Genomic DNA, 19,333 nt, shown 5'->3' with positions numbered 1-19,333 from the left:
CACGGGTGCGCGCCGCTTTGGCAGGGGACCGAACCCGGACCGATCCCCCGGACCGATCCCTTCCCCTCCCGGAGCTACTCCGTCCCCTCCCGGAGCTACTCCGTCCCGCTCGACGTCGCCTTCAGTGACAGCCACAGCTCCATCCGGACGTCCGGGTCGTCCAGGGAGCGGCCCAGGATCTCCTCGACCCTGCGCATGCGGTAGCGCAGGGTGTGGCGGTGGACGCCCAGGTCGGCCGCCGCCGCGTCCCACTGGCCGTGGCGCGAGAGCCAGGCGCGCAGGGAGGCGATCAGGTCGCCGCGGCCGGTGGCGTCGTGTTCGTACAGGGCGCGCAGCAGGCCGTCGGCGAAGGCCCGCACCGCGTCGTCGGCGAGCAGCGGCAGGACCGAGCCCGCGGCGAGGTCCTCGTGTTCGACCATCGCGCGGCCCCTGCGCCGGGCGATGGACAGCGCCTGGTCGGCCTGCTTGTACGCGGTGGCCGCCGCGATCGGGCCCGCGGGCGCGGAGAGGCCGAGGAGGAGAGCCGCCCCGTCGCCCGCGCCGCCCTCCGGCGCCTCGGAGCGTCCCGCCTCCAGCGTCCGCGCGTACGCGACGCAGGCCGCGGCGCCCGCGCCGCCGTCCACGACGAGCAGCACGAGCCGCTCGCCGTAGGGGACGACCAGGAGTGCCTCGCCCGCGCGGGCGGCGGCCGACTCGACGGCGTCGGTGAGCTGGGCGAAGGGGTCGCCGTCCGCCGGGGCCGATGCGGGTACTTCCGCGACCACCAGGCGGAACGGCGCGTCGAGCAGGCTGCCGTACAGCTCCCCCGCCACCGTGCGGGCGTGGTCCGGCTCCCCGGCGAGCAGCATCCGCAGCACCGCGGAGCCGACCCGGGCCTCGGCGGCCTGGAGCGAGCGGTTGCGTTCCGTGGTGAGGGTGAGCAGCGCTATGGCGGAGTGCAGTGCGTACCGCTCGGCGGTGCCGAGGGTGGACGCCGTGCCGACGGCGAGCGCGGCGCGGGGCCGGCGTCCCGTGCCGATCGAGTGCAGCTCCACCCGGTCCTCGGCGCCCGCGACGACCGCGCTCGCGGGGGCCGCCCGGTCGCGCAGCCGCTCCACGTCGGTGGTGAGCCTGGCGGCCCGGCGGGAGGCCCACTCGGGGGCCGTGGCGACGACGGCGCCGGACGCGTCGTACAGCGCGGCCCAGCCGTCCACCTGGGCGGCGAGTGCGCCGAGCAGTCCTTCGGGGCCGTCGCTCAGCGCCTGCTTGGTCAGCTCGCGCTGGGCGGCGAAGCCCGCCGTCACCGCGCGGTACTGGTCGGCGGCGATGGCCGCGGAGACGGCCTTGCTGATGGCGAGGAAGGGGGTGCGCCGGGGCACCTCCAGGAGCGGGAGACCTTCGTCCGCGGCGGCCGCGACCAAGGCCTCGGGGATGTCCTTGTAGTGCACACCGACCGCGAACCCGAGTCCGACGACGCCTGCCGCCGCGAGCCGCTTCACGTAGCGGCTCATGGCCTCCGGGTCCTCCGCGTCCAGCTTGAGCGCGGTGATCAGGAGGAGCTCGCCGCCCTCCATGTAGGGCACGGGGTCGGTGAGCTCACTGGCGTGTGCCCAGCGCACGGGCGCGTCCAGGTGTTCCTCACCGGCGCGCACGGTGAGCTTGAGCGCGGAGTGGTGGACGAGGGAGGCGAGCGTGGGCGGCATGGGACCTTCAGGTCTGGTCAGCAGGTCAGGGCGGCAGATCGGGCGGCGGCGGTGAGGCACGCGTTCCGGCCGGCCATCGGATCCCGGACGAGATGTGGATCTTTTGGCCGGTACGTATGAACGACCTGTGCCGATTCTGCCTCACCGTACGGTACGTACGGGACCGAATACCCCGTACGTAGACCCCTACCGGCTCCCCCCGGCGATTACCCCCGGAGGTCCACCAGCAGCGGCGGCGCGTGGTCGCCGCGTACGTCGGTGAGGGAGAGGACGGCGTGGCCCGGGGGCAGGGAGTGGGCCAGTTCGGAGGCGGACCAGCGTTCGCGCTCGACCTTGCGCACGGTCACGGCGTCGGTCGTGACCGCCTTGCCGGTGACGAGCTTGCGCAGCGAGTGCAGCGCCCGCGTCATCGGCTGATCGGCGAAGACGGTGTGCTGGGCCACTTCCTTGGTCTCGATCCACTCGGTGCCCCAGGCCTCGGTGAACCGGCGCCCGTCCCAGGTCGTCACGCCGGAGAAGGCCATCCGGCAGCCGACCGCCGCGTAGAGCGGCCCCTGGAGCGGCTCCGGCACCTCGCCGATCGTGCGCAGGCCGAGCACCACACCCGCGTTCAGCGACCGCAGGCGCTGGATGGCACGCACGCTCTCGGGGGTGAGGGTGCGCGCGGCGTCGTCGAGGATCAGGCAGACGAAGTGCGACCGCCGGGCGCTGCCGCGCGCGACGTACGAGAACTGGGCGAGCAGCAGCCTGGCCAGGAGCCTCGACGCCTCCTCGTGCCCGTGCTCCGGCAGGTCCACCCTGACCCGGAGCGGGTGGTGCGCGACGGCGCGCATCGAGAAGGGGTGCCCCTGGCCGCCGGGGTCGAAGAAGTCGGCGAAGGCGGGCCGGTCCAGCAGGGCGAGCCGGTCGGCCAGGGCGGGGCCCGGGTCGTTGGGCGAGCCGGACTGGCGGATACGGGCGTCGAGTTCGCGGCGCATGGCGATGTGCTCGTCCGCGCCGAGGCCGGCCTGCAGGGCGGCGAGCGCGACGGGGTCCCCTTCGAGCAGTTCGCGCAGCACGGGGACGGAGGGGAAGCGGCCGTGCAGGAGGCGGTAGGGGCCGAGGAGTTGGGCGAGGCTGGTGGCGGCGCGCCGCGTGTCCACGGCGTCGAGGTCACCGACCAGGCCTTCGGCGAGGAAGGCGGCGGCCTCGTCCGGGTCGGCGCAGTCCGCGTACAGGTCGATGTCGTGCACGGAGGCGGGGTCGCCCGGCCTGATCACGACGTCGTACGCGGTGTCGGGGCCGAGCGCCGTGCCCGCGGCGCATACGGCGACGACCGCGCACTGTCCGGTGAGGGCGCCCAGGGCGAGCGATTCGGCCACCGGGCGCATGAGCCGGCCGGTCTTGCCGGCGCCGGAGGGGCCCACGGCGAGCAGCGAGGTGCCGAGCACGGCGGGGTCGAGCGCGGCACCGGCGCCGCGCACGGCGTAGGGATTGCGCTCGTCCTTCGCGAAGCGGCCGATCCTGACCTGGCCCACGAGCAGGTCGTGGACGGCGCTGCGGGCGGGCAGGTCGCGCTGGCCCGAGGGGTGGGTCCAAGAGGCGGAGCCCTGGCGGGCGACCGTGTCCACGAAGGTGGCGAGCGCGTTCGGGTCGGCGGCGGCCGTGCGCCAGGCGTGGGTCACGCGGGCGCAGTCGACGTCGTTCATGCGTCCGCTGAGCAGCTCGGCGGAGAGCAGGTCGGCGGCCTTGTCGTGTCCCGCCGCGCGGAGCTCGGGCCAGTGGCCGCGCGCGGGGGCCTCGGCCGGAGGCGGCGGGGAGGCGGGCCGGCGTGTCGCCGCGGCCCTGCCGTCGCGGATCGCCTCCCACCATCCGCCGATCCGGGCGAAGGGCCACAGCACCGCGAGGGTGATCAGGACGTACAGGGCGTCGGTGAGGACCCGTGACGCGAAGATCTCGAGGCCCGCGACGAGCGCGACCAGGGAGAAGACGGGGTCGGCCACGGGCAACGGCCGCGCGTCGAGCCCGAGGGCGCTCGGCCAGACGAAGATCAAAACGCCGACCGCCGCGACGGAGGCGAGCACGGCACGGGAGGGTTGCGGGCGCCGCACCACGAAGTGCCGGATGGCGTCGGGCCAGGCGCCGAGCCGCCCCACCGAATACAGCACCACGCCGAAGACGATCCCGTCGTAGACGATCCGGGCCTCCTCGGCCTGCCACTGCTTGGGCTGGGCGCTGCCCGCCCACCACCAGTCGCCCGGCGTGAACAGCTTCAGCAGGGCCCACTGATAGGGGATGTTGCCCTGCCGCCACAGCGACCAGAACACCAGGCCGAGCACGGCGGAGATCGCCATGCCGACGATCAGCCGTCGGCTGACGCCCTCGGTCTCGGCCTCGGGCGCGGGGGCCCGGTAGGCGTAGCGCCACACTCCGGGGATCGCCTCGGGGCGCGGCGCGGCCAGCCAGTCGGCGACCGACGCTGCGCTGCCGGGGCCGGGCGGCCGCCGGGGCATCGGCGGCGCTGCGGGCACGGAAGGCCCTGCCGGTCGCGGCACCGGTGTGGCGTGCGTACCGCGAGCGTCGTGCGTGCCTTCGGAGTCCATGGCCCTTGCCCCCTGACCTGCCGGTCTGTCGGTTCAGCCGTCAATCTAGTGCCCCCACAGGGGCAGTTCACCGGATACGCGCCCGGGGCCTGGGGGAACACCCGCCCCGGCGCGGCTCCCCGACCGGGACGAAAGCCGCACCCCGCCCCCTCCCCCGCTATGTCCACCACGGACAAGCGCCACGCCGAACAACTCCCCCGTGGAGCATGCCCGCCTCCGGCCTCCGCCCCTAACCTGCGAAAGAAAGCAGCAACGAAAGCAAGCAGACAAGCACCGAGCGTCCGCCTCGCCCCACCCCCAGGAGCACCCCATGACCGCACTTCCGCAGGAGCGCCGCGTCGTCACCGCCATTCCCGGGCCGAAGTCCCAGGAGCTGCAGGCCCGCCGTACCGCCACGGTCGCCGGTGGCGTGGGTTCCGTGCTGCCTGTCTTCGCGGCGCGCGCGGGTGGCGGCATCATCGAGGACGTCGACGGCAACCGCTTCATCGACTTCGGCTCCGGCATCGCCGTGACGTCCGTAGGTGCCAGCGCCGAGGCCGTCGTACGCCGGGCGACCGCGCAGCTCGCCGACTTCACGCACACCTGTTTCATGGTCACGCCGTACGAGGGGTACGTCGCCGTCGCCGAGCAGCTCGCGGAGCTGACGCCCGGTGACCACGCGAAGAAGTCCGCGCTCTTCAACTCCGGCGCCGAGGCCGTAGAGAACGCCGTCAAGATCGCCCGTGCGCACACCAAGCGTCAGGCCGTCGTCGTCTTCGACCACGGCTACCACGGCCGTACGAACCTCACGATGGCTCTGACCAGCAAGAACATGCCGTACAAGAACGGCTTCGGGCCGTTCGCGCCCGAGGTCTACCGCGTCCCGGTCGCGTACGGCTACCGCTGGCCGACGGGCGAGGAGAACGCCGGTCCCGAGGCCGCCAAGCAGGCCATCGACCAGATCAGCAAGCAGGTCGGCGCGGAGAACGTCGCCGCGATCATCATCGAGCCGGTGCTCGGCGAGGGCGGCTTCATCGAGCCCGCGAAGGGCTTCCTGCCCGCGATCGTGAAGTTCGCCAACGACAACGGCATCGTCTTCGTCGCGGACGAGATCCAGTCCGGCTTCTGCCGCACGGGCCAGTGGTTCGCCTGTGAGGACGAGGGCATCGTCCCGGACCTGATCACGACCGCCAAGGGCATCGCGGGCGGCCTGCCGCTCGCCGCGGTCACGGGCCGCGCCGAGATCATGGACGCCGCGCACTCCGGCGGCCTCGGCGGCACCTACGGCGGCAACCCGGTGGCCTGCGCCGGTGCGCTCGGCGCCATCGAGACGATGAAGGAGCTCGACCTCAACGGCAAGGCGAAGGCCATCGAGGCCACGATGAAGGCGCGCCTGAACGCCATCGCGGAGAAGTACGACATCGTCGGCGACGTCCGCGGCCGTGGCGCGATGATCGCCATCGAGCTGGTCAAGGACCGCGCCACCAAGGAGCCCAACCCCGAGGCGACCGCGGCGCTCGCCAAGGCCTGCCACGCGGAGGGCCTGCTCGTCCTCACCTGCGGCACGTACGGCAACGTCCTGCGCTTCCTGCCGCCGCTGGTCATCGGCGAGGACCTCCTGAACGAGGGCCTGGACATCATCGAGGCCGCCTTCTCGGGCGTCTGAGACGTGTACGGCGCCTAGCGTCCGACGGAGCCGGGACCACCCCAAAGGGGGAAGATCCCGGCTCCGCATGTATCCGCACATGCCCTGACGTGTATGTACGGCGCGCGGCGCGAAAGCCGTGACCTGGGGTGACCGTCAGGGCATGTGAAGAACGTGTGCGGGACCCATGCCGGGTTGCCGTTCCGCCTGTCGGGCCGCCACCGGCTGACGTACGGTTTCTGCAGATGAGAGAAACACCCCGCCCACAGGAAGCTGTGGGCGACACCGGGACGGAGCCTCCCCAGCCCCGTCTTGGTCGTGCCCTCGCGCACACACCCGGAGTCACTGGCTCCGGAACTCCTCACCGATCGGATGGCCGCCCGTCCCAAACCCCCCGGGGCGTGCGGCACACCGGTCAGGACGGCCGCCTCGGAACCACCCCCCCTGTTCCGGGGCGGCCGTCCACTCTCCTCTTCTGCCTCTGCGCGCTGCTCTTCGCGCTCATCACCTGGCAAGTGATCGCCGACGGCCCCCTCCGCGACGCGGACGAGCGGCTCGGCCCCTGGATCACCGGAAGCCGCCTCCCTGACGGCGCCGCCGAATTCCTCGCCGACCTGGGCGGGGTGGCCATCGCCGTCCCGGTCCTCACCGCCGCCATCGCCTACGCGGCCTGGCGCGGCCACCGGGCCGGTACGTTCCGCTGGTGGCTCGCCCCGGCGGCGACCGCCGTGGCCATGGCCGCGGTCCCGCTCCTCGTGATCCCGCTCAAGGAACTCATCGACCGCACGGGCCCACCCGGCATGGACGGCACCGGCTACTACCCCTCGGGCCACACAGCCACCGCCATGATCGCCTACGGCGGAGCGACGCTGCTCCTCCTCCCGCACCTGCCCGGCACCTACGCCCGCCGCGAACTGGTCATCTCCTGCGCCCTGTTGAACTTCGGGGTAGGCCTCGGCCTCGTCCGGCGCGGGTACCACTGGCCGCTGGATGTGGTGGCGAGCTGGTGTTTGTTCGGGATGGTGCTGCAGGTGGCGCTGCTCGTCGTCGCTCGGTACGGCCGCCGCCCCGCCGCTTCCGAAGCGGACGCGGATCAGCCGAAGTAGCCGCCGAAGTTCTCCGAGCGTCCAGGTCCCGTCAAGAATGAGGAGACTCCCCGTCCCGCGGTGCCAGCTGTGCCGCCGCCTCGTGCATCGCGAGTTCCAGGACCGCCGGGTCCGTCAGCGTGCCTGAGCCGTCCGGTGGGACCAGCCAGCGGACGCCGCCCGTTGTGCGGCCCGGGTAGGGGACGACGATCCACGTGCCGTTGCCCGCGCCACGCACCCCCGTGCCGACCCAGCGCGCCACGGTGCCCGCCGGCACGAAGAAGCCCATGCGGGCGTCGCCGAAGTCGGCCAGCACCGGGCCCGGGCGGTCGACGCAGCGGGTGAGGACGTCGAGCGTGGGGTAGCCGAGCTCGCCGGGGAGGATGAGCACGTCCCAGAGCCTGCCCGCGGGCAGGAGCGCGACCCCCAGGGGATTGCGCTCCCACTCCCAGCGGCATGCCTCCGGATCCGGCGCCACCGACACCAGCCATTCGACCGCCGACTTCGCTCCCGAGCCCGAGCCAGTCATGGCGGGACCTCCTCTTCCTGTGTGGCGACTGTGCCTGTCACAGGAGAGAGGGAGGTCCGGCCGGAGCATTACGCGGGTTCCGGGAACTTGTTGACGAAACGTCGACAGAGGGCCGACGGACACCGCCGCGCGTCAGCTGTCGAAGCCCAGGCCCAGCTTGTCCATCGTCTTCAGCCACAGATTGCGCCTGCCGCCGTTCTCGTCGGCGCGGGCCAGCGACCACTTGGTCAGGGCCACGCCCGTCCACGCGAACGGTTCGGGCGGGAACGGCAGCGGCTTCGTGCGCACCATCTCCAGGGACGTACGCTCCGTGCGCTCGCCGGAGAGCAGGTCCAGCATGACGTCGGCGCCGAAGCGGGTGGCACCGACACCGAGGCCGGTGTAGCCCGCCGCGTACGCGACGCGTCCCGCGTGGGCCGTGCCGAAGAACGCCGAGAAGCGCGAGCACGTGTCGATCGCCCCGCCCCACGCGTGCGTGAACCGGACCCCCTCCAGCTGCGGGAAGCAGGTGAAGAAGTGGCCCGCCAGCTTCGCGTACGTCTCCGGGCGGTGGTCGTGCTCGGCGCGCAGCTTGCCGCCGAAGGGATAGATCGCGTCGTAACCGCCCCACAGGATGCGGTTGTCCGCGGAGAGCCGGAAGTAGTGGAACTGGTTGGCGCTGTCGCCCAGGCCCTGGCGGTTCTTCCAGCCGATGGCCGCCAGTTGGTCCTCGGTCAGCGGCTCCGTCATCAGCGCGTAGTCGTAGACCGGGACGGTGTACGCGCGCACGCGCTTGACCAGGGACGGGAAGATGTTCGTGGCGAGCGCGACCTGCCGGGCGCGGATGCGGCCGTACGGGGTGCGTACGGCCATCCCGGCGCCCGCCGAGGCGAGTTGGAGCGCGGGCGTGTGCTCGTAGACACGTACGCCCTTCTCCAGGCAGGCGCGCTTGAGTCCCCAGGCGAGCTTCGCCGGGTGGAGCATGGCGACGCCCTCGCGGTCCCAGAGGCCGCCGAGGAAGGTCGGCGAGTCGACGTGGGCGCGCACGGCGTCCGCGTCGAGCAGTTCGGAGCCGCCCGCGAGGCCGTGCTCCGCCATCTCCTCGTACATCTCGCGCAGTTCGGTGAGCTGGTGCGGCTGCGTGGCCACGTCGATCTCGCCGGTGCGCTCGAAGTCGCAGTCGATGGAGTAGCGCTTGACGGCCGCCTCGATCTCGTCGAGGTTGCGGGCGCCGAGTTCCTCCAGCTTCGCCATCTCGCCGGGCCAGCGGGACAGGCCGTTGGCGATGCCGTGTGTGAGGGACGCGGCACAGAAGCCGCCGTTGCGGCCGGAGGCGGCCCAGCCCGCCTCCCGGCCCTCGACCAGGACCACGTCGCGGCCCGGGTCGCGTTCCTTGGCGATCAGCGCCGTCCACAGTCCGCTGTAGCCGCCGCCGACGACCAGCAGGTCGCACCGCTCGTCGGTGGTGAGGGCGGGCTCGGCGCGCGGCTTGCCGGGATCGTCCAGCCAGTACGAGACCGGCTGGGCTTCCGAGAGCGACTTCGTCCAACGGGTCATGGCGCTTGGGGCCATGATTTCCAACTCCTTCAGAGAGGCGTGCGGGGCTTTATGCCGACTGCTTGTTGCGGCGCTTGGAGACGATCATTCCGCCGAGCACCAGGAGAACGGCGACCAGGAACATCGCGGTACCGATGACATTGATCTGTACGGGCGTACCGCGCTGCGCCGATCCCCAGACGAACATCGGGAACGTCACCGTCGAGCCCGCGTTGAAATTCGTGATGATGAAGTCGTCGAAGGAGAGCGCGAAGGCGAGCAGCGCGCCCGCCGCGATGCCTGGTGCGGCGATCGGCAGCGTGACCCGGACGAAGGTCTGCACGGGGCCCGCGTAGAGATCCTGCGCGGCCTGCTCAAGACGCGGGTCCATGGACATCACGCGCGCCTTGACGGCGGTCACCACGAAGCTGAGGCAGAACATGATGTGGGCGATGAGAATCGTCCAGAAGCCCAGCTGGGCGCCCATGTTGAGGAAGAGTGTGAGCAGCGAGGCGGCCATCACGACCTCGGGCATCGCCATGGGCAGGAAGATCAGCGAGCTGACCGCGCCACGCGCCCGGAAGCGATAGCGGACGAGCGCGAAGGCGATCATCGTGCCGAGCAGGGTCGCGCCGATCGTCGCCCAGAACGCGATCTGCAGGCTCAGCGAGAGCGAGCCGCACATGTCGGCGACGCCGCAGGGGTCCTTCCACGCGTCGAGCGAGAATTCCTGCCAGGCGTAATTGAAGCGCCCCTTCGGTTTGTTGAAGGAGAACACCGTCACGACGACGTTCGGCAGCAGCAGATACGCGAGCGTCAGCAGACCCGCGATGACGACGAATTTGCCGCGGAGCCAGCGGAAGAAGGCAGCCATCAGACGAGATCCTCCGTCCCGGACTTACGGATGTAGAAGGTGACCATGACGAGGATCGCGGCCATCAGGATGAAGGAGAGCGCCGCAGCGGTCGGGTAGTCCAGAATGCGCAGGAATTGCGTCTGGATGACGTTTCCGACCATGCGGGTGTCGGTGGAGCCGAGCAGATCCGCGTTGACGTAGTCGCCCGCCGCGGGGATGAAGGTGAGCAGCGTCCCGGAGACGACGCCCGGCATGGAGAGCGGGAAGGTCACCTTGCGGAAGGTCGTGGACGGCTTCGCGTAGAGATCACCCGCCGCCTCGTGCAGCCGGCCGTCGATGCGCTCCAGGGAGGTGTAGAGCGGCAGGATCATGAACGGCAGGAAGTTGTACGTGAGTCCGCAGATCACCGCGAGCGGTGTGGCGAGGACCCGGTCGCCTTCCGTGACCCCCAGCCAGCTGGTGACGTCGAGGACGTGCAGCGTGTTGAGGGCTCCCACGAGGGGCCCGCCGTCCGCGAGGATCGTCTTCCACGCCAGCGTACGGATGAGGAAGCTGGTGAAGAACGGCGCGATGACCAGGACCAGGATGAGGTTGCGCCAGCGGCCCGCGCGGAACGCGATGAGGTAGGCGAGCGGGTAGCCGAGCAGCAGGCACAGGATCGTGGCGGAGCCCGCGTACATCACCGAGCGCAGGAACTGCGGCCAGTAGTCGGTCAGGGCTTCCCAGTAGGTGGCGAAGTGCCAGGTGACCTTGAAGCCGTCTTCGAGGGAACCGGTCTGGACGGATGTCGACGCCTGGTAGACCAGCGGGAGCGCGAAGAAGACGAGCAGCCAGAGGATGCCGGGGAGCAGCAGCCAGTAGGGGACGAGGCGGCCCCGCCTGCGGGACTTGCGCGGCGCCTCCTCGGGTTCGTTCGCCGGGGGCGGGGGCGCTTTCGTGAGGGTGGTCGTCATGCGGAGGCGTCCTCCTCGACCTTCTCGACGCCCGCCTCGATGTCCTGGGCGGGGTCCAGGCCGAAGGTGTGCGCGGGGTTCCAGTGCAGGACGACGTCGACGCCGGGGATCAGGCGGGTGTCGCGCTCGATGTTCTGGGCGTAGACCTCGAACTCGTCGCAGATGGGGCTGCGGACGACGTACTGCGTCGAGACGCCGATGAAGCTGCTGTCGGCGATGCGGCCCGTGATGCGGTTGCGGCCCGCCGGGATCTCCCCCGCGTCGTCGGCGTGCGTGAGGGAGATCTTCTCGGGGCGTACGCCGAGGATGACCTTGCCGCCGGTGGCGGTCGGCGCCGTACATCGCGCGGCGGGCAGCGTGAGCTTGCCGTCGCCGGCCTTGAGGGTGAGGTCGTCGCCGCTGCGGCCCGCGATCTCGGCCTCTATGAAGTTGGACGTGCCGAGGAAGTTGGCGACGAAGGTGGTGCGGGGGTTCTCGTAGAGGTCGGCGGGGGCCCCGAGCTGTTCGACCTGGCCCGCGTTCATCACCGCGACCTGGTCGGCCATCGTCATGGCCTCCTCCTGGTCGTGCGTGACGTGGATGAAGGTGATGCCCACCTCGGTCTGGATGCGCTTGAGTTCGAGCTGCATCTGGCGGCGCAGCTTGAGGTCGAGGGCGCCGAGCGGCTCGTCGAGGAGCAGCACCTTGGGGTGGTTGATCAGGGCGCGGGCGACGGCGACGCGCTGCTGCTGGCCGCCGGAGAGCTGGTGCGGCTTCTTGCGGGCCTGCTCGCCGAGCTGGACGAGGTCGAGCATGTCGCCGACCTTGCCCTTCACGGACTTGATGCCGCGGCGGCGCAGGCCGAAGGCGACGTTCTCGAAGATGTCGAGGTGCGGGAAGAGCGCGTACGACTGGAAGACCGTGTTGACGGGCCGCTTGTACGGCGGCAGCGCCGTGACGTCCTGCTCGCCCAGGTGCACGGTGCCCGTGCTGGGCTCCTCAAGTCCGGCGATCATGCGGAGCGTGGTGGTCTTGCCACAGCCGGACGCGCCGAGCAGCGCGAAGAAGGAGCCCTGCGGCACGGTGAGGTCAAGGGGGCGTACGGCCTTGAAGGAGCCGTAGGTCTTGCTGATCCCGGTGAGGCGGACGTCGCCGCCGTGTTCTGTAGCAGTCGTCATGGTGCGTCCAGGGGGTCGAGAGCGGCCGAAGGAGTCGAGGGGGGTGTTGAGGGGTCAGGAACCGGTGAGTTTGGCGAACTTCTCCTCGTACGCCGTCTCTTCCTTCGGCGTCAGCGAGCGGAACCCGTGCGACTTCGCGGCCATCTCCTTGTCCGGGAGGATCAGGGGGTTGTTCGCGGCGTCCTTGTCGAGCTTCGCGAGCTCGGGGCGCACACCGTCCACGGGGCAGACGTAGTTGATGTACGCGGCCAGACGCGCGGCGGGCTCGGGCTCGTAGTAGTAGTCGATGAGCCGCTCGGCGTTGCTCTTGTGGCGTGCCTTGTTCGGGACGAGCAGGTTGTCCGTCGACGTGATGTAGCCCTGGTCCGGGATGTGGAAGTCGATGTCCGGGTTGTCGGCCTTGAGCTGTACGACGTCTCCGGCCCAGGCCAGACATGCGGCGAGGTCGCCCTTGTCGAGGTCCGAGGTGTAGTCGTTGCCCGTGAAGCGGCGGATCTGCTTCTTGTCGACGGCCTTCTGGAGGCGGGCGATGGCGGCGTCGAAGTCGTCGTCGGTGAACTTCGCCGGGTCCTTGCCCATGTCGATGAGCGTCATGCCGACGCTGTCGCGCATCTCGGAGAGGAACCCGACACGCCCCTTGAGCTTGGGGTTGTCCAGGAGCTGCGACACCGAGGTGATCTCTTCGCCGTCGGTCGCCTTCTTGTTGTACGCGATGACGGTGGAGATGCCGGTCCAGGGGTACGAGTAGGCCCGCCCGGGGTCCCAGTCCGGGTTGCGGAACTGGGCGGCCAGGTTGGTGTACGCGTGCGGCAGGTTGGCGGGGTCCAGTTTCTGGACCCAGCCGAAGCGGATGAGCCGGGCGGCGAGCCAGTCGGTGACGCAGATGAGGTCGCGGCCGGTGTCCTGACCGGCCGCCAGCTGCGGCTTGATCTTCCCGAAGAACTCGACGTTGTCGTTGATGTCCTCGGTGTACTTGACCTTGATCCCGGTGCGCTTCGTGAACGCGTCCAGGGTGGGGCGGCGCTCGTCGTCGTCGACGTCCATGTACTCGGTCCAGTTGGAGAAGGTGATGCGCTTCTCCTTGTCCGAGTGGTCCTCGGACGAGACGTCGCCCTGGCCCTTGCTCGCGGCCGGGATGCCGCAGGCACTGAGTGCCCCCAGGCCACCGATGGCGAGGGCGCCGCTCGTGGAGGCCCGCAGCAGCGAACGGCGGGTGAGGGAGGCCCTGCCGTTCCTGAGGCTGCGGTGCATGGCGGCCAGTTGGGCCGGGGAGAGGGGGTCGGGCTCGTACTGCTCCATGCGCTTGGTTGCCCTTTCGGGAGGATGGGGCCGCTGGTCGGGCGGCCTATCGGCTATCGGTCCCCGAAAATCGTGCGGTGCCAGTCCTTGCGGACGACCGCGGTGTTGTCGAACATCACGTGCTTGATCTGCGTGTACTCCTCGAAGGAGTACGCGGACATGTCCTTGCCGTAGCCGGATGCCTTGTATCCGCCGTGCGGCATCTCGCTCAGGATCGGGATGTGGTCGTTGACCCATACGCAGCCCGCCTTGATCTCGCGGGTCGCGCGGTTGGCGCGGAACACGTCACGGCTCCAGGCGGAGGCGGCGAGTCCGTAGGGGGTGTAGTTGGCGAGCCTGATCCCTTCGTCGTCGGAGTCGAACGGCAGCACCACGAGAACGGGCCCGAAGACCTCGGACTGCACGATCTCGCTGTCCTGGGCGGCGTCGGCGATGAGAGTGGGCCGGTAGAACGCCCCGGGGTGGTCGAGGGCCTCGCCGCCGGTGACCACGCGCGCGTAGGAGCGTGCCCGGTCGACGAAACCGGCGACGCGGTCGCGGTGTACGTGCGAGATGAGGGGTCCGAGGTCGGTGTCCTCGGCGAAGGGGTCGCCGAGCCGGACGCTCTCCATGAGCTCGGCCACGCCCTCCACGAAGGCGTCGTACAGCGGACGTTGCACGTACGCGCGCGTGGCGGCCGTGCAGTCCTGCCCGGTGTTGATGAGGGCGCCCGCGACCGCGCCGTGCACGGCGGCGTCGAGGTCGGCGTCGTCGAAGACCACGAACGGGGCCTTGCCGCCGAGCTCCAGGTGCAGCCGCTTGACGGTGGAGGTGGCGATCTCGGCGACGCGCTTGCCGACGCCGGTGGACCCGGTGAAGGAGGTCATGGCGACGTCGGGGTGGCCCACGAGCCGCTCCCCCGCGTCCCGCCCGGCCCCGCTGACGATGTTGACGACACCGTCCGGGATGCCCGCCTCGGTGGCGGCCTGCGCGAAGAGGAGCGAGGTGAAGGGGGTGAGCTCGGCGGGCTTGAGGACGATCGTGTTGCCCGCGGCGATGGCCGGGAGGACCTTCCAGGCGGCCATCTGGAGGGGGTAGTTCCAGGGCGCGATGGACCCGACGACACCGATGGGCTCACGCCGTACGTACGAGGTGTGGTCGCCGGAGTACTCGCCGGCCGACTGTCCCTGGAGGTGCCGGGCGGCGCCCGCGAAGAAGGCGGCGTTGTCGACCGTGCCGGGTACGTCGAATTCCCGGCTGAGCTTGATGGGCTTGCCGCACTGGAGCGACTCGGCCTGCGCGAACTCCTCGGCGCGCTCGGCCAGTACGCCCGCGAAGCGGTGCATGGCGTCGGAGCGCTCGCCGGGGGTCGCGCCGGCCCACTCGGGGAAGGCGTGCGCGGCGGCGGCCACCGCGGCGTCGACGTCCTTCTCGCCCGCGAGTTCGTACCGGTGGATCTCGTCGCCGGTGGCCGGGTCGACGACGGCGTGGGAGCGCCCTGAGGTGCCCTTGGTCAGCCGTCCCGCGATGTACTGCGCGCCTTCCGCGAAGTGGTCCTGCGCCTGGAAGTTGTGCATGACGCTCTCCTCCGCCGTCGCCCCCGTCCCAGGGGGTCGGCGTAGCTCCAGATCGATTTGAGTGCCGATCCTGACAGAGCAGTGGTACTCCAACAAGTGATTCCGTTGTTGCCTTTTGGTTACGCGACGGAATCTGTCGACCAGGTGTCGAGTCGTCCTGGAAAACCCAGGACGGAATGTCAGTGGTGCGTGCCAGACTCCCGTGTATGACGAAGATCGACTCGGTGAACACGCTGGTCGCGTCGGTGCGAGCGGGCGAGAGAGTGAAGTATCTGCACTTCTGGGGCCACCGGCCGCGGCGGGACGGGACCCTCGGTTCGAGCTGTTTGAGCCAGTGGTGGCTGTCGCCGTTCACCGTGGACGGCGTGGAGTACGGAACGGCCGAGCACTGGATGATGGCCGCCAAGGCCCGCCTCTTCTCCGACGCGGAGGCGGAGGCAGCGGTCCTCGCCGCGCGTACGCCCGCCGAGGCGAAGAAGGAGGGGCGGCTGGTGCGGGGCTTCGACGAGACGATATGGGCGCGTGAGCGGTTCGGCGTCGTGGTCGAGGGCAGCGTGCACAAGTTCGCGTCCACGCCCGCGCTCTCCTCCTTCTTGGTCGGTACGGGGTCGCGGGTACTGGTCGAGGCGAGCCCCGTGGACCGCATCTGGGGCATAGGCCTGGCGGCCGACGACGAGCGGGCCCACGACCCGGAGAAGTGGCTCGGCCCGAACTTGCTGGGCTTCGCCTTGATGGAGGCACGGGAGCGGCTGCGCTAGCGGGGGGGCTGGCGGTACGCCTTGGGGCGGGGGCAGTTTCCCCTGGCGGGGGGCTTCCCTCTGGCGGGGGTCCCTCTGACGGGGGGGCTTGGCGGTACGCCTTGGGACAGGGCGGGGTTTCCTCTGTGGGGGGCGCCCCTCGCAGGACCGCTCAACGCGCCCCCGCCCGGCAAGAACGGCTCAGGAACCCGGAGTCGCAGCAGCCGAGTAGCTGCCGCCCCCCGGAGCCGACCCGTCCTCCTCCTCGAACACGTCGTCCGGCACCACGATCAGCACGATCAGCAGGGCCACGCCCAGCACGATGCCCGCGGCCCCGCAGATGATCCCGGCCAGCGCCTGTCCGGGGTTCGTCGCCTCGCCGCGCCGCGCCCTGCCCCGCCCGATCGCCCCGAAGATGATCGCCAGGATGCCGAGCACGATCGCCAGCGGCCACAGGCAGAAGACCGCCGCGGAGACGATCCCGAGGACCAGCCCGGCCACGCCCATCCCGTTGGCGGGCGCCATCGGCATCGCGGGCCAGCCGTACCCGGGAGGGCCCTGCCCCTGGTGGCCCGGGTAACCGGGATATCCGGGGTAGCCCTGCGGCCCCGGCCCCGGCCCGGGAGCCCCGCCACCCTGCGGCCCCGGCCCAGGCTCCGCCCCCGGAAACCCGGGGTAGCCGTAAGGCACCTGCCCCGGACCCTCGGGCCCGATCGGAGGCGGCGGCACCGGCTCACCCTGGCCGGCCGCAGCGGAGGAAGACGGCGCGGGAGCGGGAGGCGCGGCCCACGGATCCCGCTTCTCCAGCGGCACCCGCCCCGCGTCATCCTCCGGCGGAGCCCAGGGGTTGTGCCCCTCGGACCCGCCCGGCCCTGCCGACCCCTCGGACATCCCGTGTCACCTCTTTCGTACGTTCCGTCATGCTACGGCCACCGCCTGGGCCGCGGGCCCGCCACTTACGATGATCCCCGACCCACCGATCAGCCGATCAATTCCGTTCCTGGGGAGGAAACCGTGACCGATCCGCGCAGCAGCACCCCTGAGCCACGCGACCCGCATGCCTTCATCGCCGGACTGCCCAAGGCAGAACTGCACGTGCACCATGTCGGCTCGGCATCTCCCCGCATCGTCTCGGCCCTCTCCGCCCGCCACCCCGACTCCAAGGTGCCCACGGACGTCGAGGCGCTCGCCGACTTCTTCACGTTCACGGACTTCGCCCACTTCGTGCAGGTGTATCTGTCGGTCGTGGACCTGGTCCGCACCCCGGACGACGTACGCCTGCTCACGTACGAGATCGCCCGCGACATGGCCCGGCAGAACATCCGCTACGCCGAGCTGACCGTCACCCCCTACAGCTCCGTGCGGCGCGGCATCGACGACCGCGCCTTCATGGACGCCATAGAGGACGCCCGCAAGTCCGCCGAGGCGGACCTCGGCGTCGTACTGCGCTGGTGCTTCGACATCCCCGGCGAGGCAGGTCTTGAATCCGCCGAGGAGACGGCCAGGCTCGCGACCACCGACAAGCTGCGCCCCGAGGGCCTGGTCTCCTTCGGGCTCGGCGGGCCCGAGATCGGCGTGCCCCGGCCGCAGTTCAAGCCGTACTTCGACCGTGCCATCGCCGCGGGCCTGCACTCCGTCCCGCACGCGGGCGAGACCACCGGGCCCGGCACCATCTGGGACGCCCTCACCGACCTGCGCGCCGAGCGCATCGGCCACGGCACCAGCGCCGCCCAGGACCCGAAGCTCCTCGCCCACCTCGCCGAGCACCGCATCCCGCTCGAGGTCTGCCCGACGTCGAACATCGCGACGCGCGCCGTCGCCACCCTCGACGAGCACCCCATCAAGCAGTTCGTCGCCGCCGGGGTCCCGGTCACCATCAACTCCGACGACCCGCCGATGTTCAGCACCGACCTCAACAACGAGTACGCGATCGCCGCCCGCCTCCTCGACCTCGACGAGCGGGGCATCGCGGACCTGGCGAAGAACGCCGTCGACGCCTCGTTCCTCGACCCGGCGGGCAAGGCGAAGCTCGTCGAGGAGATCGACACGTACACGCGGACCTGGCTCGCCCCCTAGCGCGGCAGCACAATGGGCCCATGCGCACCGTGACAGCCGTGGCCCACCGAGGCGATCCCTACCGCGTCCGCGAGAACACCCTCCCGTCCCTGCGCTCCGCGCTCGACCGGGGCGCGGACGCGGTGGAGATCGACGTCCGTCTCAGCCGAGACGGCGTACCCGTCCTGCTGCACGACGCGACCCTCAAACGCCTGTGGGAATTCGACCGCCCTTTGTCCATGCTCTCCGCGGACGAGGTGCGCGGCCTCACGGAGGACGGCGTACCCACCCTTGAGGACGCCTTGGCGGCGACCGAAGGCCACCGGCTCATGCTGGATCTGCCGGGCGCCACACCACAGTCCGTGCGCGCGGTCGTCGGGGCCGTCGCCGACTGCGGGGCGTCGGAGCGCGTGTACTACTGCGCGGGCGCCCGGACGATGCTCGCGGTGCGCGCGGCGGACCCCGCCGCCGAGATCGCCCTGACCTGGACGAGCCTGGCCCCGCCGCGCCACGCCGTGCTCGAGGCGATCAAGCCGCGCTGGCTCAACTACCGCTTCTCGCTGCTCGGCCGCGAGCTGGTCACGCAGGTGCAGCGCCAGGGGCTGCTCGTCTCGGCGTGGACGCCGGACACGAGGCGTTCGATGCGCCGGCTCATCGACATCGGCGTCGACGCGATCACGACCAACCGCGTCGACACGCTGCACGCCCTGCGCGCCCAGGACATGCGGCCCGACGGCGCGCTCTCGTAGCCGAACGGTTTCCTCAACTAGCTTGTGGTGCATGGGGAACAGCGACGACGACAAGCGGGAAGAGCCGCTCTTCGTGTACGAGCGCGACGAACGGGGCTATCGCGGCCATCACCTCAATCCACGGCACCCCGTGGGCCTCATGCTGACCATCGCGCTCCTGGTCGGCATCGTCCTCGTCATCCTGCTCATGGCGAAGTGACGGCGGCGGTGGTGACACCAGTGGCCGCAGTGACGTCGGCGGCGGCGGACGCGGCCCGTGGAGCACCCGTGGCATACGCGAGCGGGGGCGCGATGGCCTGCGCGTCCGCCCCCTCCCCCACCCAGAGCCCGATGAGCAGCGCCGCCGTCGCCTCCACCAGACCGGCCCGCTCCAGGCCGCCCGCGGCGAACGGCGCGCACCCGGCGTCCCGCACGAGTTCCCGTACGACGTCCAGGGCGCCCTCGTCGTCCCCGCAGAGCGGGACCGCCAGCGGCCTGCCGTCGAAAACCGGCGGGTCCATCCGCCACACGTCCTCGTGGCAGAGGTTGAACGCCTTGACGACACGCGCTCCGGGCGCGGCGTCGGCGAGCCGCCGCGCGGCCGACGGGCCGCCCTCGGTGAGCAGGACGAAGCCCGGCCCCACCGGGTTGGAGCAGTCGATCAACACCCGCCCGCGCAGGGCCGCCTGGAGTTCATCCGCGACGGACGCCCCCGCCGCGTAGGGCAGGGCGAGCAGCACCGCGTCCCCGAACTCGGCCGCCGCACGCGGTGTTCCGTGCCCCGCCGCACCCATGCGGGCGGCGAGCGCCGCCGCGCGGCCCTCGTCCCGCCCGCCGACCAGCACCTCGTGCCCCGCGCGCACCCACTGCGTGCCGAGCGCGTCCGCCATGGCGCCCGTACCGATGATGCCTATGCGCATGCCTGTCTCCCTCTCGTCCTGTGCCCCAATCCATCGGGGTACGGGACGACAGTAG

The 19,333-nt window shown here is 71.1% G+C and carries 17 protein-coding genes; 6 read left to right on the top strand and 11 right to left on the bottom strand.

Annotated elements, in window-relative coordinates; all coding sequences use genetic code 11:
• Nucleotides 1–95: 95 nt before the first annotated feature.
• Nucleotides 96–1,682, bottom strand: coding sequence for a PucR family transcriptional regulator (locus ACWFRU_RS32080; protein WP_453691588.1), 1,587 nt, complete (start codon nt 1,680–1,682; stop codon nt 96–98).
• Nucleotides 1,683–1,888: 206 nt separating this feature from the next.
• Nucleotides 1,889–4,264, bottom strand: coding sequence for an ATP/GTP-binding protein (locus ACWFRU_RS32075; protein ID WP_453691587.1), 2,376 nt, complete (start codon nt 4,262–4,264; stop codon nt 1,889–1,891).
• A 310-nt stretch (nt 4,265–4,574) separates the two neighbouring features.
• On the opposite strand from ACWFRU_RS32075, the gene gabT reads away from it, so the two are divergent.
• Nucleotides 4,575–5,909 (top strand): 4-aminobutyrate--2-oxoglutarate transaminase, encoded by a 1,335-nt coding sequence (gene gabT, locus ACWFRU_RS32070; RefSeq protein ID WP_453691586.1) that lies wholly within the window; start codon nt 4,575–4,577, stop codon nt 5,907–5,909.
• A 380-nt stretch (nt 5,910–6,289) separates the two neighbouring features.
• Entirely contained in the window at nt 6,290–6,994 is a 705-nt protein-coding gene (locus ACWFRU_RS32065; RefSeq protein WP_453691585.1) for a phosphatase PAP2 family protein, read from the top strand.
• A gap of 31 nt (nt 6,995–7,025) precedes the next feature.
• Here the strand turns inward: ACWFRU_RS32065 and ACWFRU_RS32060 are convergent, their stop codons facing one another.
• From ACWFRU_RS32060 to ACWFRU_RS32030, 7 genes are all read right to left on the bottom strand, one after another.
• The gene (locus ACWFRU_RS32060; protein ID WP_453691584.1) at nt 7,026–7,502 is read right to left on the bottom strand and encodes a hypothetical protein; all 477 of its coding nucleotides are present in this window, start codon (nt 7,500–7,502) and stop codon (nt 7,026–7,028) included.
• Between the two features lie 132 nt (nt 7,503–7,634).
• Complete coding sequence (locus ACWFRU_RS32055; protein WP_453691583.1) at nt 7,635–9,053, bottom strand: NAD(P)/FAD-dependent oxidoreductase; 1,419 nt, start codon at nt 9,051–9,053, stop codon at nt 7,635–7,637.
• Between the two features lie 34 nt (nt 9,054–9,087).
• Nucleotides 9,088–9,891 carry an ABC transporter permease gene (locus tag ACWFRU_RS32050; RefSeq protein WP_363212607.1) on the bottom strand — a complete coding sequence of 268 codons (804 nt, stop codon included), beginning with the start codon at nt 9,889–9,891 and terminating at the stop codon, nt 9,088–9,090.
• The gene (locus ACWFRU_RS32045) at nt 9,891–10,826 is read right to left on the bottom strand and encodes an ABC transporter permease (RefSeq protein ID WP_453691581.1); all 936 of its coding nucleotides are present in this window, start codon (nt 10,824–10,826) and stop codon (nt 9,891–9,893) included. Before ACWFRU_RS32045 ends, ACWFRU_RS32050 begins: the two co-directional genes overlap by 1 nt.
• Nucleotides 10,823–11,983, bottom strand: coding sequence for an ABC transporter ATP-binding protein (locus tag ACWFRU_RS32040; RefSeq protein ID WP_453691579.1), 1,161 nt, complete (start codon nt 11,981–11,983; stop codon nt 10,823–10,825). Before ACWFRU_RS32040 ends, ACWFRU_RS32045 begins: the two co-directional genes overlap by 4 nt.
• A 54-nt stretch (nt 11,984–12,037) precedes the next feature.
• Nucleotides 12,038–13,282, bottom strand: a complete 1,245-nt coding sequence (locus ACWFRU_RS32035; RefSeq protein ID WP_453691577.1) for an ABC transporter substrate-binding protein — start codon at nt 13,280–13,282, stop codon at nt 12,038–12,040.
• Between the two features lie 53 nt (nt 13,283–13,335).
• Entirely contained in the window at nt 13,336–14,838 is a 1,503-nt protein-coding gene (locus ACWFRU_RS32030; RefSeq protein WP_453691575.1) for a gamma-aminobutyraldehyde dehydrogenase, read from the bottom strand.
• Nucleotides 14,839–15,014: 176 nt separating this feature from the next.
• Between ACWFRU_RS32030 and ACWFRU_RS32025 the strand changes: the two genes are divergently transcribed.
• Nucleotides 15,015–15,596, top strand: a complete 582-nt coding sequence (locus ACWFRU_RS32025; RefSeq protein WP_453691573.1) for an NADAR family protein — start codon at nt 15,015–15,017, stop codon at nt 15,594–15,596.
• Nucleotides 15,597–15,776: 180 nt separating this feature from the next.
• On the opposite strand, the gene ACWFRU_RS32020 is transcribed toward ACWFRU_RS32025, so the two are convergent.
• Nucleotides 15,777–16,106 (bottom strand): DUF4190 domain-containing protein, encoded by a 330-nt coding sequence (locus tag ACWFRU_RS32020; protein WP_453691572.1) that lies wholly within the window; start codon nt 16,104–16,106, stop codon nt 15,777–15,779.
• Nucleotides 16,107–16,589: 483 nt separating this feature from the next.
• On the opposite strand from ACWFRU_RS32020, the gene ACWFRU_RS32015 reads away from it, so the two are divergent.
• From ACWFRU_RS32015 to ACWFRU_RS32005, 3 genes are read left to right on the top strand one after another with little or no spacing between them, the layout of a single operon-like run.
• Nucleotides 16,590–17,651 (top strand): adenosine deaminase, encoded by a 1,062-nt coding sequence (locus ACWFRU_RS32015; protein ID WP_453691571.1) that lies wholly within the window; start codon nt 16,590–16,592, stop codon nt 17,649–17,651.
• A 20-nt stretch (nt 17,652–17,671) separates the two neighbouring features.
• Nucleotides 17,672–18,379, top strand: a complete 708-nt coding sequence (locus ACWFRU_RS32010; protein ID WP_453691569.1) for a glycerophosphodiester phosphodiesterase — start codon at nt 17,672–17,674, stop codon at nt 18,377–18,379.
• 31 nt (nt 18,380–18,410) lie between these two features.
• Nucleotides 18,411–18,578, top strand: a complete 168-nt coding sequence (locus ACWFRU_RS32005; RefSeq protein WP_453691568.1) for a hypothetical protein — start codon at nt 18,411–18,413, stop codon at nt 18,576–18,578.
• Here the strand turns inward: ACWFRU_RS32005 and ACWFRU_RS32000 are convergent.
• Nucleotides 18,565–19,278: an NADPH-dependent F420 reductase gene (locus ACWFRU_RS32000; protein ID WP_453691566.1), complete on the bottom strand. Its 714-nt coding sequence runs from the start codon at nt 19,276–19,278 to the stop codon at nt 18,565–18,567. The two genes, ACWFRU_RS32005 and ACWFRU_RS32000, sit on opposite strands and share 14 nt — an antisense overlap.
• Between the last annotated feature and the right edge of the window lie 55 nt (nt 19,279–19,333).

Source organism: Streptomyces sp. NPDC055099, from assembly GCF_053607685.1.
Note: the sequence above shows the minus strand (reverse complement) of the source record. Positions and strands in the feature narration are given on the sequence as shown.